At 43.9% G+C, this 15403-nt stretch carries 16 protein-coding genes; 13 read left to right on the top strand and 3 right to left on the bottom strand.

Annotated features, from left to right (window positions below; all coding sequences use genetic code 11):
* Window positions 1–13 precede the first annotated feature (13 nt).
* From L2748_RS03235 to L2748_RS03215, 5 genes are all read left to right on the top strand, one after another.
* Window positions 14–682, top strand: a complete 669-nt coding sequence (locus L2748_RS03235) for an MlaC/ttg2D family ABC transporter substrate-binding protein (RefSeq protein ID WP_220779007.1) — start codon at window positions 14–16, stop codon at window positions 680–682.
* Complete coding sequence (locus tag L2748_RS03230; RefSeq protein WP_220779008.1) at window positions 682–975, top strand: STAS domain-containing protein; 294 nt, start codon at window positions 682–684, stop codon at window positions 973–975. The genes L2748_RS03235 and L2748_RS03230 overlap by 1 nt, the downstream gene beginning before the upstream one ends.
* A gap of 13 nt (window positions 976–988) precedes the next feature.
* Window positions 989–1240 carry a BolA family protein gene (locus L2748_RS03225; RefSeq protein WP_220779009.1) on the top strand — a complete coding sequence of 84 codons (252 nt, stop codon included), beginning with the start codon at window positions 989–991 and terminating at the stop codon, window positions 1238–1240.
* Window positions 1241–1261: 21 nt separating this feature from the next.
* Entirely contained in the window at window positions 1262–2524 is a 1263-nt protein-coding gene (murA, locus tag L2748_RS03220; protein ID WP_220779010.1) for a UDP-N-acetylglucosamine 1-carboxyvinyltransferase, read from the top strand.
* A gap of 202 nt (window positions 2525–2726) precedes the next feature.
* Window positions 2727–2891 (top strand): hypothetical protein, encoded by a 165-nt coding sequence (locus L2748_RS03215; RefSeq protein ID WP_220779011.1) that lies wholly within the window; start codon window positions 2727–2729, stop codon window positions 2889–2891.
* Between the two features lie 185 nt (window positions 2892–3076).
* On the opposite strand, the gene degS is transcribed toward L2748_RS03215, so the two are convergent.
* From degS to L2748_RS03200, 3 genes are all read right to left on the bottom strand, one after another.
* Complete coding sequence (gene degS, locus L2748_RS03210; RefSeq protein ID WP_220779013.1) at window positions 3077–4159, bottom strand: outer membrane-stress sensor serine endopeptidase DegS; 1083 nt, start codon at window positions 4157–4159, stop codon at window positions 3077–3079.
* 143 nt (window positions 4160–4302) lie between these two features.
* Window positions 4303–5658 carry a DegQ family serine endoprotease gene (locus tag L2748_RS03205; protein WP_220779015.1) on the bottom strand — a complete coding sequence of 452 codons (1356 nt, stop codon included), beginning with the start codon at window positions 5656–5658 and terminating at the stop codon, window positions 4303–4305.
* Window positions 5659–5816: 158 nt separating this feature from the next.
* Window positions 5817–6173 (bottom strand): ZapG family protein, encoded by a 357-nt coding sequence (locus L2748_RS03200; RefSeq protein ID WP_220779017.1) that lies wholly within the window; start codon window positions 6171–6173, stop codon window positions 5817–5819.
* Window positions 6174–6587: 414 nt separating this feature from the next.
* Between L2748_RS03200 and zapE the strand changes: the two genes are divergently transcribed.
* The 8 genes from zapE (at window position 6588) to rlmB (ending at window position 15251) form a co-directional block, all read left to right on the top strand.
* Window positions 6588–7697, top strand: coding sequence for a cell division protein ZapE (zapE, locus tag L2748_RS03195; protein ID WP_220779018.1), 1110 nt, complete (start codon window positions 6588–6590; stop codon window positions 7695–7697).
* 365 nt (window positions 7698–8062) lie between these two features.
* Complete coding sequence (gene rplM / locus L2748_RS03190; RefSeq protein ID WP_220779019.1) at window positions 8063–8494, top strand: 50S ribosomal protein L13; 432 nt, start codon at window positions 8063–8065, stop codon at window positions 8492–8494.
* A gap of 14 nt (window positions 8495–8508) precedes the next feature.
* Window positions 8509–8901 carry a 30S ribosomal protein S9 gene (gene rpsI, locus L2748_RS03185; protein ID WP_220779020.1) on the top strand — a complete coding sequence of 131 codons (393 nt, stop codon included), beginning with the start codon at window positions 8509–8511 and terminating at the stop codon, window positions 8899–8901.
* A 730-nt stretch (window positions 8902–9631) separates the two neighbouring features.
* On the top strand, window positions 9632–9820 hold the full coding sequence (locus L2748_RS03180; RefSeq protein WP_220779021.1) for a DUF2065 domain-containing protein: 189 nt from the start codon (window positions 9632–9634) through the stop codon (window positions 9818–9820).
* 66 nt (window positions 9821–9886) lie between these two features.
* Window positions 9887–11182: an adenylosuccinate synthase gene (locus L2748_RS03175; RefSeq protein WP_220779022.1), complete on the top strand. Its 1296-nt coding sequence runs from the start codon at window positions 9887–9889 to the stop codon at window positions 11180–11182.
* A gap of 170 nt (window positions 11183–11352) precedes the next feature.
* A complete protein-coding gene (locus tag L2748_RS03170; protein WP_220779023.1) occupies window positions 11353–11976 on the top strand; it encodes a tetratricopeptide repeat protein in 624 nt (207 codons plus the stop codon).
* 41 nt (window positions 11977–12017) lie between these two features.
* On the top strand, window positions 12018–14510 hold the full coding sequence (rnr, locus tag L2748_RS03165; RefSeq protein WP_220779024.1) for a ribonuclease R: 2493 nt from the start codon (window positions 12018–12020) through the stop codon (window positions 14508–14510).
* Window positions 14511–15251, top strand: a complete 741-nt coding sequence (rlmB, locus tag L2748_RS03160) for a 23S rRNA (guanosine(2251)-2'-O)-methyltransferase RlmB (protein WP_220779026.1) — start codon at window positions 14511–14513, stop codon at window positions 15249–15251.
* Window positions 15252–15403 lie beyond the last annotated feature (152 nt).

Below are 15403 nucleotides of genomic sequence, written 5' to 3'. Positions count from 1 at the left end.
GGAGTATATAGATATGTTTAAAGGTTTTTATCGTAGTGCTGTTCTAGCCATGATGGCACTGTTAAGTATAGGGGCGCAGGCTGCTGAAACAGCGGCAGATGCCAAGGTAGATCAAAGCAATCCGTTTACCCTTGTTGAGCAAGTAGCGAATAAAACCTTTGCGCGTTTTCATCAAGATGAAAAGTTAATTGCCGCAGACCCTGATCATTTGAAAGTCATTGTTACTGAAGAGCTGATGCCTTACATCGATTATAAGTACGCTTCTTATAAAGTGTTAGGCCAGTACCTACGCGATACGACTAAAGATCAGCGTAATCGCTTCGTTGAAGCATTTAGAGGCTACCTGATTGCCACTTATGCACAAGCTTTTACTGAGTACACTGATCAAACGGTAGAATATGCCAAGCCTGAAGACTTTGCTGGCGAAAAGTTTGTCAACGTAAATGTACAAATTGTCGAGCAAGGACGACCAGCAATTAAGTTGCAGTTTAAAGCACGCCGCCTTAAAGATGGCACTTGGAAAGCATTTGACTTAATTGCTGAAGGCGTTAGCTTGTTGTCATCAAAGCAATCAGAGATCACTAACCTTGTACGTCAACAAGGTATTGAGCCAGTGATTCAAATGCTGAATGAGCGCACACAAAAACACATTGAACTGCAATCGAAAGAGAAGCAGAGCTAGTGACCGAATTTACCCAGCAAGGGAATACTTGTGCTGTATCGGGTCGTTTAGACCAAGAAGCAGTGCGCAGTCTATGGAGTGGCCGCGGCAGTATTTTTCATCCTGACACAGTGTTTTTGCAGCTGTCAGGTATTGAATATTGTGACAGTGCCGGTGTGGCATTTTTGCTTGAGTTAGTCAGCATCGCTGCCAGCAAGGGCGTGAGCCTTAAGTTAGTCTCACCTTCAGAGCAGCTTAAGAAATTTATAATATTATACGATTTAAACGACTTCTTCGTTGAAGAAGCTAAGTAAGGTGAATAGTTCCATGGAATGTAAAGAAATTGAAACCATCCTTTTAGAAGCCCTTTCTTTAGAGGAAGTTAAAGTAACTCAAGAAGGAACTCACTATAAAATTATTGCTGTAGGTGACTGTTTTGACGGCATGGGACGCGTTAAGCAACAACAGACCATTTACGGCCCATTAATGGCTCACATTACCAGTGGTGAGTTACACGCTATTACTATTAATGCATTCACGCCAACACAATGGAAGCGTGAAAAAGTCTTTAATATGTAATTGCGGATTTAGAGAGTTAACGTGGATAAATTAAAAATAGAAGCAAGTGGTGCACTTGCTGGAAACGTGGTTATCTCAGGCGCTAAAAATGCTGCCTTGCCTATTTTAATGGCAGGTGTGCTAGCCGAGACAGACTTCAATGTTTCTAACGTACCAAATCTAAGAGATGTGAACACCAGTTGCGAACTACTGCGCTGCCTGGGCGCTGAAGTGACCCGTTCAGGCACTGATAAAGTGTGTATCTCAACGACTAACCTAAATGAGTTTTGTGCGCCGTATGAGTTGGTTAAAACCATGCGCGCATCAATTCTGATTTTAGGGCCGCTATTGGCTCGCTATGGTAAGGCTGATGTATCGTTACCTGGCGGCTGTGCCATTGGTGCTCGACCAGTGAACTTGCATTTGCAAGGTCTTGAGCAGATGGGCGCTAAGATTGAAGTTAAAGAAGGCTACATTAAAGCCCGCGTTGATGGCCGATTGAAAGGCGCGCATATCTTTATGGATATGATTAGTGTTGGCGCGACTGAAAACTTACTCATGGCTGCTGCGCTTGCTGATGGTGAAACCATTATTGAGAACGCAGCACGTGAGCCTGAAGTGGTTGATTTAGCGAATTGCTTAATTGCAATGGGCGCTAAAATCGAAGGTGCGGGTACTGATACTGTACGTATTCAAGGCGTTGAATCACTTCAAGGTTGTGACTACCAAGTGATGCCAGATCGTATTGAGACTGGTAGCTTCTTAGTTGCGGCTGCAGTAACTCGCGGCAAAATTCGCTGTACTAAAGCCGATCCTAAAACGCTTGAGGCGGTATTGGCGAAACTTGAAGATGCCGGTGCAAACATCACGACCGGTGATGATTGGATTGAGCTTGATATGCAAGGCAAGCGTGCTAAAGCCGTCAACATCAAGACTGTTGCATACCCAGGTTTTCCAACCGATATGCAAGCGCAGTTCTGTGTACTAAATGCTTTGGCAGAAGGTACAGCGACGATTACAGAAACGATTTTTGAAAATCGTTTTATGCACGTTCCAGAGCTAAGCCGTATGGGCGCAACCATGGAGCTTGAAGGCAATACCTGTATTATTCATGGTATTGAAAAGCTAAATGGCGCGCAGGTGATGGCGACAGATTTACGCGCTTCAGCGAGCCTTGTGATTGCAGGCCTAGTGGCTGAGGGTACAACTACTGTTGATCGTATTTACCACTTAGATCGTGGTTACGAGCACATTGAAGACAAGTTTAAAGGGTTAGGCGGACACGTTGTACGTGTGAAGTCTTAATCTTTAAGCTAGTTCTAAAAAGCCATTTAAGTTAACACTTAAGTGGCTTTTTTATGGCGAAAACAAAAATAATCCATACTTTATACTGATTGGTATTAGTGAATAAAGTTTAATCTTAAATAGATGAGTGAACGCCATTGGTTTGTTAGGGTTGGCTTATGTATAGAGTTAGGCTGTATTAAAAGCCGTAACGGAGATCATTATGAGCTTATGGATGAGAGTCGCTATCTTAGCCGCATTAATTTGTGCTGCAATTGGGTGTTATGCGGCGGGAATGGCGAAAGGCGCTAGCGGTCTGGTTATTTTAGGTATGCTTTTTGAACTAGGGTTTTGGATTGGCCTGTTTAAGCAACGTCACAGGTCCTAGGATAGGTATAGAAAGGTTCTAGGTATTAGGAAAAGCAGGGATACTGAGGCGGTAAAGTTAAGACGGTAAAGCGAGGCTGAAGCCATGCTAGATAAGGTCAGTTAAACAACATAGCCCGTATGAAATGAAAAAGGCAAAACAGCTAATACTGTTTTGCCTTTTTGTGTTTTATGATTTGCTAGAACCTAATTATTATGTACAGGTTTCTCAGCTATTACGACAGGTACTTCGTAGGATTTACCTTCACGAATAACCGTCATCATGACTTGTTTTCCTGGCGGTGTTTCAGCAATTCTGTCCATGAGCATTTCTACCCCTGGAATCGATTCACCTTCAAACTTAGTTATCACATCACGTGGACGAAGCTTAGCTTTTGCGGCGGGTCCATTCGGGTCTATTTCGGTGATCATTACACCTGTTAAGTCAGGTATATTTAGGATCTGCGCCATTACAGGGCCAACTGCATCACCACCAATGCCAAGTGCACCACGAATCACCCGTCCATTTTTAATCAGCTTGCCCATAATGCTGTGGGCTAGCTTTATAGGGATCGCAAAGTTAATGCCGTGGCCACCGCCTTCACCACCAATTTGGAATGCTGCGGTGTTGATACCGATTAACTGGCCTGTAGTATCAATTAATGCTCCGCCAGAGTTTCCTGCGTTAATGGCTGCATCAGTCTGCAAGAAGTCTAAGTAACCAGAGCTTAAGCCGTTGCGGCCGGTTGCACTGATAATACCTTGGGTAATTGTTTGTCCGAGGTTATATGGGTTACCGATTGCGAGTACCACATCACCCACTCGAGCTGGAATATTCAAATTCAATGGCACAACAGGTAGGTTGTCACCTTCGACTTTTAAAACCGCTAAATCAGTCTCTGGATCAGAGCCGACAACTTCTGAGGTAAATTTACGTCCGTCCTGTAATGCTACAACAATCTCGTCAGCTCTTTTAATTACATGATAGTTAGTAAGAATGTAGCCTTCTTTACTCATAATAACGCCAGAGCCCAGTCCTTGCAGTGAACCTGGGTTTAATGGCTTGGATTGGTCGATGCTTAGACTATAAATATTAACAACCGCTGGTGCAGCGCGGCGTACAGCCTTGGAAAAAGAGAGTTCGCTATTACTCGATGACACCCGTTCTGTAATGCCATTTGTCAGGCTTTGCCCTGTTATGAGTGGCAAAATGAAAATAATAACAGCAGCCATGATAAGGCCAAATAGAATGGCTTTACCGACATAGATAAGAGCGTCTTTAATGATCATTGTCTGAAAGTCAGTGCTGAAAAGATGAAATATATTAACATGTTTGTATTAACTTGTACTGAGAACGCTAAAGAAAGCATTTTTAATTAAAATAAACAGCCGAGCAATAATGCTCGGCTGTTAGGTTAGATGTGAAGCTAATTTTATCTCAAGATTAGGTATAAACTTGTTTTGTCGCGCTTGATTTTAAGTGCAACGGCACCTTGTTGATCTTCTAGTGCAGATTTAAGCGCTTTTAGGTTGCTAACTTTAGTGCGGTTGACACCAACGATGATGTCTCCTTTTATTAAACCGCTCATGGCTGCAGGTGAACCTTGGGCGACTTCTGTAATCGCAACACCTGAAGAGTTTGCAGTTTCTAGTTTAGCGCCTTGCAACATAGGGTGTACCGAGCCTGCTGCGGCCTCAGCAGCCTGAGTTGACTCGCCTAAAACCGCGGTAACGGTTTCCTTATCCCCATCACGGATAAGGCCAAACTCGACTTTAGAACCTGCACCCATGGTAGCGACTTTTGCTCGTAATTCTTGGAAGCTCTTAATGCTGCGTCCGTTAACGCTAACAATAATATCACCAACCTTTATTCCTGCTTTATCGGCGGCGCTGTCTGGCATAACTTCGTTAATAAAACCACCGTGTTGGGTTTCAATACCAAACCCTTTGGCGAGTTCACTAGTGAGGTCTTGCCCCATTACGCCTAAGACACCTCGGCGTACTTCGCCGTGCTCAATAATTTGTTGTACTAGGTTGTTGGCCATATTAGCTGGGATAGCAAAACCAATCCCCACATTACCGCCACCTGGTGCCACGATAGCGGTGTTAATACCGATTAATTCGCCATTTAAGTTGACTAAAGCGCCGCCGGAGTTACCACTATTGATTGCTGCGTCGGTTTGAATGAAGTTCTCTAGCATCTCAATACCTAGGCCGCTGCGGCCCATAGCGCTGACAATACCTGAGGTCACGGTTTGACCTAAGCCAAATGGATTACCAATAGCTACGGCAAAATCACCGACTTGCAATGCATCTGAATCTGCACGTTTAAGCGCTGTGAGGTTTTTAGCTTTTATTTGTAGTAAAGCAATATCAGATTCAGCATCAGCACCAATCAATTTAGCTTCAATTTCACGGCCGTCGTGTAAGCCTATTAGAATTTCATCCGCACCTTCAATCACATGGTTGTTGGTGACGATATAACCTTCGTCTGCATCAATAATAACCCCTGAGCCTAGGCCTTTAAATGGGCGTTCTTGAACCTGCTCACGTGGAGCATTGGGGCCAAAAAAATAACGAAATGCATCAGGCACTTTTTGCTTGGATACGTGAGTACCTGAGACAGCTACAGCAACCACTGCTGGTGTGGTTTTTTGCAGCATAGGCGCTAGGCTTGGTAGTTCTTGGCCATCAACAGCCAAAGGAATTGCAGCTTGGGATACGATTGGGGTGATGCTAAGTGTTGCCCCTAATAATGCGGCTGAAAGTAAAGATAACTTTGTCTTCATTTATATATTACTCCAATTCTTCAAAATTGATTTGAATAGCGCCATAACATGAGCGCTGCGCTAGGCACTCATCATTAAGGCGCATTTCATTCATTATTAATTCGGACTCAAGTAACTATTAAAAAGTTCATCATTATTAATAAAGGTTAACTTTTCCTCTAGGCTGCTGCCGATTCAGGACTTACGATGACTTTATCATCTTTCTTTACTTTATTTACAGGTGGTACTTTAAGCTCTGGCAGCAGCTTTTCGGTTACCGGTGATGTGAATACTGGCGCTGATGCATTCCACTGCTGATTGACTTTGTTTAGCTGTGCAGTTAATTCTGCAAGCTGCTTGTATTGGTCATCAAAGTGGTCTGAGACTTCTTGCTTATACTGGCTAAGCTCTAGTTGAGTTTGCTCTAGCTGTGCATTGTTGCTTTTATGGTGATTATTTTTAGCTAGTAAAGTATGGCTTACGTAGCCAAATACGCCACCAATGATAAATGCGGCTAAAGTTAATGCCCACTCCATATAGACTCCTAAATATACTTATATGATGCTGATTGAGCCAAATATACATCGCCGTTTTCTAGCGTGGTACTGTTTAGTTCAAAATAAATCGTCAAAGTACTCATATTGCGACGATTTGTATGCGCAATGTCTCTGTCGTCATATTCATTGCTGATTGTCGGCATGTGCGTAGTCAGAATGCTTAGCCAAGGATTAGTCATCCAAAAACTGATATCACTCGTATAGTGCCAATTATCAGTCAGAGGTAACGAAGTCGCGTGCATGACTTATTGTTGGACTCTACGTGCTTCCTGTGGTGAGGGTGCATTGCTGTTTTCTGGCGTGATAGTATTCTTCACTCATTTAAAAATAAGATGTCAGACAGCTATTGATGTAGCTGATTTGGATGAACCCTACAAATAGAGAAGTATTTACGTGTCGCAATTAACTCCATGGCAGCATTATCAACAAGACTTAACGCGAGATGATTTTTCACATGATGCGGCGCAAGAGCAAGCCGTCAAGCAACTGCAGCGGGTTTATGATGAGCTGTTAGCGTTGAACTCTCAGCCAGCCAAAAGTGGCGGCTTGTTTTCATTGTTTAGTAAAAAACATAAACCAACCCTACAAGGTTTGTATTTGTGGGGAGGCGTTGGTCGCGGCAAAACCTATCTGATGGATACATTTTTTGATGCTGTGCCTGGCGATAAAAAGCTGCGGGCGCATTTTCATCGCTTTATGCATCAGCTACATATTGATCTTGCGGAGCTGCAAGGCCAAAGAGATCCGCTAATCATCATCGCTAAAAAAATGGCGGCACAATATCAAGTGATTTGTTTCGATGAGTTTTTTGTATCTGACATCACAGACGCCATGTTGCTCGGAACGTTATTTGAGTCTCTGTTTGCAGAAGGTGTAGCACTGGTTGCAACATCGAATATTATTCCGGATGAGTTATACCGTAACGGTTTGCAGCGTGCGCGTTTTTTACCTGCTATTGCGGCTATTAATAAGCATTGTGAGATTTTAAATGTTGATTCAGGGGTTGATTACCGCTTGAGAACGTTGGAGCAAGCTGAAATCTTTCATTCGCCACTGGATGCTAAAGCCGAGCAAAACCTTCAAGAGTATTTTCAGAAGTTGGCACCAGAGTCTGAAGTCTCAACCGATGGGATTGCCGTTGATGGTCGTAGTATAGCGATTCGCCAGCAGGCTCAAGGTGTTCTGCTTATCGATTTTAGGGCGCTTTGTGATGGTCCGCGTAGCCAACGTGACTACATGGAAGTGGCTCGGCTATACCATACCGTACTGTTGAGTAATGTAGAGCAGATGGGCGATCATCTAACCGGAGATGATATTGCTAGGCGTTTCCTCGCTATGGTGGATGAGTTTTACGAGCGTAATGTAAAACTCATCATTTCATCTGCGGTGCCATTAGAAGGTATCTATACCCAAGGCTTGCTTAGCTTTGAGTTTAGGCGCTGTCGTTCACGCTTAACTGAAATGCAATCGCATGATTATTTGGCGTTAGAGCATATCCCATAGCTTTTCTGGTTAAAAATAATAGAAAACTGCAGCGGAATCGCTTATTGTTCGCGACCGAAATTTTCTCAAGCGACAGTAAAGAGCCTTAACTAGAGGGATCTTTAGTCTGTTTGCTGAGTATTTTTTGAAATGAGCGCACTCTTAGGGGCGGAATAAAATAAAACTGATAAGAATTAAACTAAAATATTAGGTGATTTTTAACTCAGCTTTGTCTATAATCCGCAACCTGCCCTCGTTATCCACCAATTAGGTGGAAGTTGTAAAGCTTATTCTTTGCTCGAAGGGGCGGGGAATGGCACTTTTTGTGTTTTTGCCAATGATGGCATAAGCATGTGAGACAGAATTTTAACATTGGGTTTTTGTAAATGAAGACTACTTTTACTGCTACACCAGAAACAGTCACTCGTGATTGGTTCGTCGTTGACGCCGAAGGTAAAACTTTGGGTCGTATCTCTACTGAAATCGCTGCTCGCCTACGTGGTAAGCACAAGCCAGAGTATACGCCTCATGTAGATACTGGTGACTACATCATCGTTATTAACGCTGATAAAGTTGCTGTGACTGGTAACAAAGCTAAAGGCAAAGTTTACTACTCACACTCAGGTTTCATCGGTGGCATTAAGCAGATCAGTTTTGAGAAGCTACAAGCTCATAAGCCTGAAATGATCATCGAAAAGGCTGTTAAGGGTATGCTACCAAAAGGTCCATTGGGCCGTGCCATGTTCCGTAAGCTTAAAGTTTACGCTGGTACAGAGCATAACCACGCTGCACAACAACCTCAAGTACTTGATATCTAAACGGGATTATAGCAATGGCTGCAACTCAATACTACGGCACTGGCCGTCGCAAAACATCTACTGCTCGCGTATTCGCTAAAGCAGGTACTGGTAACATCATCGTTAACAAGCTACCTCTAGACGAATACTTCGGTCGTGAAACTTCTCGTATGGTTGTTCGTCAGCCACTTGAGCTAGTTGAAATGACTGAGAAGTTAGACATCATGGTAACTGTAAAGGGTGGTGGTAACACTGGCCAAGCAGGTGCTATCCGTCACGGTATTACCCGTGCGTTGATGGAACTTGACGAGTCTCTACGTCCTACTCTACGTGCTGCTGGTTTCGTAACCCGTGATGCTCGTAAAGTTGAGCGTAAGAAAGTTGGTCTACGTAAAGCACGTCGTAAGCCACAGTTCTCTAAGCGTTAATTTTTGCTTTCAGAATTCAAAAAGCCCAGCTATATGCTGGGCTTTTTATTATCTGTAATACAGTGATTTTGCAATCGCCAGAAAGCGAATGGCTTGCTTATACCAATCAGTATAAACATTTAGTCACTCAGCGAGAGTTTAGCGGTTTTGAGGCAAAGGGCATTAAGCGCTCCTCGGTAACTGCTCCTGCGTTACCCTACCTCCTATATCCATATAGTCGTGCTTTAATGACATTCGCTGCATCCATGCAGCTCGCAACGAGCGAAGGGCATAGTTGAACTAGGTTCAAGTTCCCTCTTTGTTTATTAAGAGTTACAGCATCAGAATAGCTAAAACTCGCCAGTCTGGAACGTTTTTGGCTGCCTACTTCTGCGTTGACTAGATTTATAAGAGAATAACCATTATTACAGCTATTCGCCTTGAATTTTTCTGAAAGCATTTGCAGTAGTTTACTTGCTGATATGAATTGCTATCACTTGTAAGTTAGTTGCGATTTAGCATAGCGACGGCTTGAAAGTCGTTGTAATTGCAAGTTAGACCTATCCCTTGATTCAGATATCAGCCTTATCAACCTTACAATCGCTGTGGCTAAACCAAATTAAGGCGACTATCACTAAGGTGGTCATATTTGTGAAAACTAACACTAAGCATCCAGCGCTCTTTTTGAGCTGCTTGAAGGCAAAAATAGCAGATCATCCACTACATTGTTCAGCTTATGGAACACATTGTTATGTCTTTTAAGTTAATCGAACTGTCGTTAGCTTTTGGACTCTTTATTGATGGAATTGCACAAGTTTTGTTTATAAAAAGTTGGTGGGGTCATAGAATAGAAATTTCCAATCAAAATCAGCAGCTTCTACAAGGTTGTGGTGGTTATTTGCTCGCTATCGGTGCGGTGTTGTTGATTATTTTTTCATAAATGACTTGCCTACAGCCCCCATAGATCTGCTAAAATCCCGTTTTAACCACTACCGTGCAGCAAATAATGGGCAAAAACGTTGTAGTTCTCGGCACCCAATGGGGTGACGAAGGAAAGGGTAAGATAGTTGATCTTCTTACCGAACAGGCTAAATATGTCGTTCGTTACCAAGGTGGCCACAATGCTGGTCATACTCTAGTAATCGATGGTGACAAAACCGTTCTTCATCTTATTCCATCAGGGATCTTACGCGATAATGTTAAGTGCATTATTGGTAACGGCGTGGTGTTAGCACCAGACGCACTGATGACTGAAATTAACATGCTTAAAGAGCGTGGCGTACCTGTAGAGGAACGTTTATTAATTTCTGAAGCATGTCCTCTAATCTTACCATTCCATTGTGCTCTTGATATTGCTCGCGAAAAAGCGCGTGGTAATAATGCAATTGGTACAACGGGTCGTGGTATTGGTCCAGCATACGAAGATAAAGTTTCTCGTCGTGGTTTACGTGTAGGCGATCTGTTTGATGCAGAGCTGTTTGCAGTAAAGCTTAAAGAAGTCATGGCTTACCATAACTTCATGCTGACTGAGTACTACAAGTGTGATGCTGTTGATTACGAAGAGACATTGAAAGATGCTCTAGCAATCGCTGATTACCTAAAGAGTATGTGCACAGACGTATCTGAACTACTTGATCAGGCACGTAAAGCTGGTGAACCAATTCTATTTGAAGGTGCTCAAGGCACGTTACTAGATATTGACCACGGTACTTATCCGTTCGTAACCTCTTCTAATACTACTGCCGGTGGTGTTGCAACAGGTTCAGGATTTGGTCCTCGTCATCTAGATTACGTTTTGGGTATCATGAAGGCTTACACTACACGTGTTGGTGCAGGTCCTTTCCCTACAGAATTGAAAAACGAAATCGGCGACTACTTAGGTACTAAGGGTCACGAGTTCGGCGCAACTACTGGTCGTAAACGTCGTCCAGGTTGGTTAGACGTTGTAGCGATGAAGCGTGCAGTGCAAATCAACAGTGTTAGCGGCTTCTGCTTAACTAAACTAGATGTTCTAGATGGTCTAGAAGAAGTTAAGATCTGTGTTGGCTATCAGTACCCTGATGGAACTGTTGCAACAACAACACCATTAGCTGCTGAAGGTTACGAAAAAGTAACGCCAGTACTTGAAACTATGCCTGGTTGGAGCGAATCAACTTTCGGCGCAACTTCTGTAGAGCAATTGCCACAAGCTGCATTGAACTACATTAAGCGTTTAGAAGAGTTGTTAGAAACACCAATCGATATTATCTCAACGGGTCCGGATAGAAACGAGACCATGATTCTAGTGAATCCGTTTAGTTAATAACAAGAGGCCGCAATTAGCGGCCTTTTTATTGTCTTCTCATCTGTGCGCAGTGCTCAAGAAATGCGTTATACTGCCGATGACATAAAATAGAGTATATTCAAGTTATCTTTTAATACTGAGACTTGAACGCGATATTAGATTAATCCTATTTGTCATCGAGAACCCTTATGCTGCGTTATGTATTAGTTATTATCTTGTCGGTATCGGCTATGCCAAGTATGGCAACGCTTAAAGCTGTTGATGTTTATACTCAAGAGCAACTTGTTGAGCTAATCCGCAGTAAGCGTTATTTAAATCAAGTTAAGGGAGATGATTGCCAGATAGTGCAGGATATTGAAGCAAGGGCTGAGGTGTTACAGCAGCCTTTGTATCAGTATCTTTGGGCGGAAATGCTCAATTACGGCATCTGCGTAAAGGCCAATCCGCCACGTGGAATTGCTATGTTAAAAACCTCTGCAGTGCAGGGGAGTGCTGAAGCCATGGTGAGAATGGCTGAATATTACCACGATGGTAAGTTTGTCATCGAAGATAAACAACGCGCTGTGCAATATACATTGCCAGCTGCCGCGACAGGTGATTTACCTGCGCGCATGATGTTGGTTCGGTTATTTGGTGAGGGCTATGGTAGTCCTCGAGATTACGAAGTGGGTTTTCATTGGCTATACAATGAAGTGTTTAGCGATGAAGCCACACAAGCCGAAGCAATTAATTTGTTAAAGGTGTTAGAGGCAAAGATGCCGCCCAGCGCAGTTGCTAGGGCAAAGAAAGAGCACCTTAGAACGCCACAATAAGCATGGCCTAGAAGAGGCCATGTCAATAATTTGGAAAATGAATGATACAAGATCCGCATATTAAGCGTGAGCAAGAAAAGTACGAAAACCCTATCCCAAGCCGCGAGTATATTTTGGAATACTTGCGCTCGCAAAAGTCACCATTAACGCGTGAACATATTGCCACAGCCCTAAAAATTGAAGGTGAAGAGCAATTAGAAGCTATTCGTCGTCGCCTGCGTGCGATGGAGCGAGATGGTGAGCTTGTCTTTACCCGTGGTCAGTCTTATGGCTTGCCAGAGAGAATGGACCTATTAACTGGTACCGTTATTGGTCACCGCGATGGCTTTGGCTTCTTGAAGCTAGAAGAAGGTGGTGACGACCTTTATATTAATAACCGTGACATGTTGATGTATTTCCACGGTGATAAAGTTCTCGCACAAAAAGCCGGTGTAGACCGCAAGGGCCGTCGTGAAGCACGTATTGTACGTCTGGTGGAAGAACGTAGCGCCGCATTAGTGGGCCGTTTTCACTTAGATGCAGGTATGGGCTTTGTGATTGCCGATGACCGCCGCATCACTCAAGAAATCCTGGTTCCTGAAGAAGACCGTAAGGGCGCTCGTCAGGGAGATATCGTGGTACTTGAGCTGACACGTCGTCCAGGGCGTTATGTTAAAGCTGCTGGTAAAGTGACAGAAGTGCTTGGCAAAGAGATGGCGCCAGGTATGGAGATTGAGATTGCACTACGCAATTACGATTTGCCACACACTTGGTCAGGCTTGATTGAAAAGAAATTACGTAAAATCCCTGATGAAGTGACCGAGGCTGACAAAGAAGGTCGCGTTGACTTACGTAACTTACCATTAGTCACCATTGATGGTGAAGATGCTCGTGACTTCGATGATGCCGTATACGCCGAGAAGAAAAAGTCTGGTGGCTGGCGTTTATGGGTGGCGATTGCTGATGTGAGTCATTATGTACGTACAGAGTCTGCGCTTGATAAAGAAGCGCGCGCTCGTGGTAACTCAGTGTATTTCCCATCGCAAGTTATTCCTATGCTACCAGAGAAGATCTCTAATGGTCTGTGCTCTTTGATGCCTAAGGTTGATCGCCTGTGTATGGTTGCTGAAATGACTATTTCAGCCGTTGGTAAGTTATCCGGTTACAAGTTTTACCCTGCAGTGATGCACTCACATGCACGTTTAACTTATACCCAGGTCGCTGACATGCTTGAAGGCGGTGAGGTGAGCGACGGGCTCAAGCCTGTTTTCCCGCATTTACAGACATTGCAGTCATTGTATCTGACATTAGAAGAGACTCGCGCAGAGCGTGGTGCAATTGCGTTTGAAACCACTGAAACGCAATTTATTTTCAATGAACAACGCAAAATCGACAAAATTGTACCGAGTCACCGTAATCAAGCCCACAAGATCATTGAAGAATGTATGATTTTGGCTAACGTTGCGTCAGCTAAGTTTGTTAAAAAGCACAAAGGTGAAGTGTTGTACCGTGTACACGAAGCGCCTTCTGAGCAAAAGCTGACTAACTTTAAGGATTTCCTTAAAGAGCGTGGTTTAACAATGGAAGGGGGCTTAGACCCTGAGCCTAAAGATTACCAAGCAGTGATGGAACAGATTGCTGACAGACCTGATGCAGAGCTAATTCAGGTGATGTTACTGCGCTCTATGCGTCAAGCAACCTATACCCCAGATAACGAAGGTCACTTTGGTTTGGCATTAGAGGAGTATTCACACTTCACATCGCCAATTCGTCGTTATCCTGATTTGATTTTGCACCGAGTTATTCGCTACTTACTGGCTAAGCAAGAAAATATAGCGTTAACGGATCAGTGGACGCCAGATGGCGGCTACCACTATAAGATTGAAGAGCTAGATCAGCTTGGTGAAGAGTGTTCAACCACCGAGCGCCGTGCCGATGAAGCAACGCGTGATGTAAATGACTGGCTAAAATGCGAGTTTATGCAAGATCATGTGGGTGACACCTTTGAGGCGGTCATTGCTTCAGTGACACATTTTGGTATGTTTGTGCGTCTTAATGACCTGTTTATTGACGGCCTAGTGCATATCTCAAGTTTAGGTAGTGATTATTATCAATATGATAATATGCGCCAACGTCTAGTGGGTGAAGCTTCTGGGCAGGTATATCAAATTGGCGATACGGTCACTGTAAAAGTGGCTGGGGTTAATCTTGATGACCGCCAAATTGATTTAATGATGGAAGGCGACTCTGCTGGTGGTAAGCGCCGCAGACCAACCAAGCCAATGACGGCACGTGAACGCGTTAATCGCGAAGGTGCCAAGCTAGGTAATCGACGCGACTCTTCAAGAGGTAAAAGTGCTGAAGCAGGTTCTGAGGAATCTAAATCAGCGGATAAGCGTAAGCCTAGCAAGAGTCGCTCTGGCAGTAAGTCGAGCGGCGGTAAATATAAGAGCGGCAGCAGTGCTGCGGCTAAAAAGACCAAGACCAAAGCTTCGGCTAAAAAATCTTCAGCAAGTAAAGCGAAGTCAGCCAAGCGTAAAGCGAGTAAGAAATAGATGAAAAAGCAAGATATGACCTTTGGACTGCACGCTGTTGAAGCGGTACTGAAAAACAGCCCTGAGCGTGTGATTGAGATGTGGGTACTTCAAGGTCGTGATGACGCAAGACTGACTCCTATCCTTGCAATGGCTGCTGAATGGGGCGTGTCAGTGCAGTATGCTTCGCGTAAAGCATTGGATGAAAAGTCTGATGGCGGTCAACACCAAGGTGTGGTTGCTAAGGTTAAGCCTGCGAAAATACTTAGCGATAATGAATTATCGGCGATGCTAGAAAAGACTGAAGTGCCGTTCTTGCTTATCCTTGATGGCGTGACAGATCCACATAACCTAGGCGCGTGCCTACGTAATGCAGACGCAGCTGGCGTACATGGCGTTATCGTACCAAAAGATAACTCTGTTGGCTTAACGCCAGTCGTGAGCAAAGTCGCTTGTGGCGCGGCAGAAGTCGTGCCTTTATATCAAGTAACTAACCTTGCCCGTACTATGCGTAGTCTGCAAGAAAAAGGTATTTGGATTATTGGTGCAGCCGGTGAAGCAGATTGTGAGCTATACCAAGCGAGCCTAACAGGCCCGTTAGCTATCGCAATGGGCGCTGAAGGCAAAGGTCTGCGCCGCTTGTCACGTGAAGGCTGTGACACTTTAGTGTCTATCCCTATGGCGGGTAGCGTTTCTAGCTTAAACGTATCGGTAGCGACTGGCGTTTGCTTGTTTGAAGCTGTGCGTCAACGTTTAGCCTAATACCGGTTGGTGTAATAACTACGCTAGGCTCTACGCCAAGTAATAAAACAATGCCGATAAGATAAATGCTTATCGGCATTTTTGTATCTGTTATTTGATTGTCCATCATTGACGTTTCAATGGTTTTGAAAGCCTAAAGGAAACCCTTTGTT

The sequence above is a fragment of the Shewanella sairae genome, from assembly GCF_023283535.1.
Taxonomy (GTDB): domain Bacteria; phylum Pseudomonadota; class Gammaproteobacteria; order Enterobacterales; family Shewanellaceae; genus Shewanella; species Shewanella sairae.
Note: the sequence above shows the minus strand (reverse complement) of the source record. Positions and strands in the feature narration are given on the sequence as shown.

Bases quoted from the DNA above. Each gene is read 5' to 3' on its own strand.
- L2748_RS03175 (WP_220779022.1), top strand. From the start codon at position 9,887: ATGGGCAAAAACGTTGTAGTTCTCGGCACCCAATGGGGTGACGAAGGA.
- degS (WP_220779013.1), bottom strand. From the start codon at position 4,159: ATGATCATTAAAGACGCTCTTATCTATGTCGGTAAAGCCATTCTATTT.
- L2748_RS03200 (WP_220779017.1), bottom strand. From the start codon at position 6,173: ATGGAGTGGGCATTAACTTTAGCCGCATTTATCATTGGTGGCGTATTT.
- L2748_RS03180 (WP_220779021.1), top strand. From the start codon at position 9,632: ATGTCTTTTAAGTTAATCGAACTGTCGTTAGCTTTTGGACTCTTTATT.
- L2748_RS03205 (WP_220779015.1), bottom strand. From the start codon at position 5,658: ATGAAGACAAAGTTATCTTTACTTTCAGCCGCATTATTAGGGGCAACA.
- rnr (WP_220779024.1), top strand. From the start codon at position 12,018: ATGATACAAGATCCGCATATTAAGCGTGAGCAAGAAAAGTACGAAAAC.
- rlmB (WP_220779026.1), top strand. From the start codon at position 14,511: ATGAAAAAGCAAGATATGACCTTTGGACTGCACGCTGTTGAAGCGGTA.
- rpsI (WP_220779020.1), top strand. From the start codon at position 8,509: ATGGCTGCAACTCAATACTACGGCACTGGCCGTCGCAAAACATCTACT.
- L2748_RS03215 (WP_220779011.1), top strand. From the start codon at position 2,727: ATGAGCTTATGGATGAGAGTCGCTATCTTAGCCGCATTAATTTGTGCT.
- L2748_RS03225 (WP_220779009.1), top strand. From the start codon at position 989: ATGGAATGTAAAGAAATTGAAACCATCCTTTTAGAAGCCCTTTCTTTA.
- L2748_RS03235 (WP_220779007.1), top strand. From the start codon at position 14: ATGTTTAAAGGTTTTTATCGTAGTGCTGTTCTAGCCATGATGGCACTG.
- rplM (WP_220779019.1), top strand. From the start codon at position 8,063: ATGAAGACTACTTTTACTGCTACACCAGAAACAGTCACTCGTGATTGG.
- L2748_RS03170 (WP_220779023.1), top strand. From the start codon at position 11,353: ATGCTGCGTTATGTATTAGTTATTATCTTGTCGGTATCGGCTATGCCA.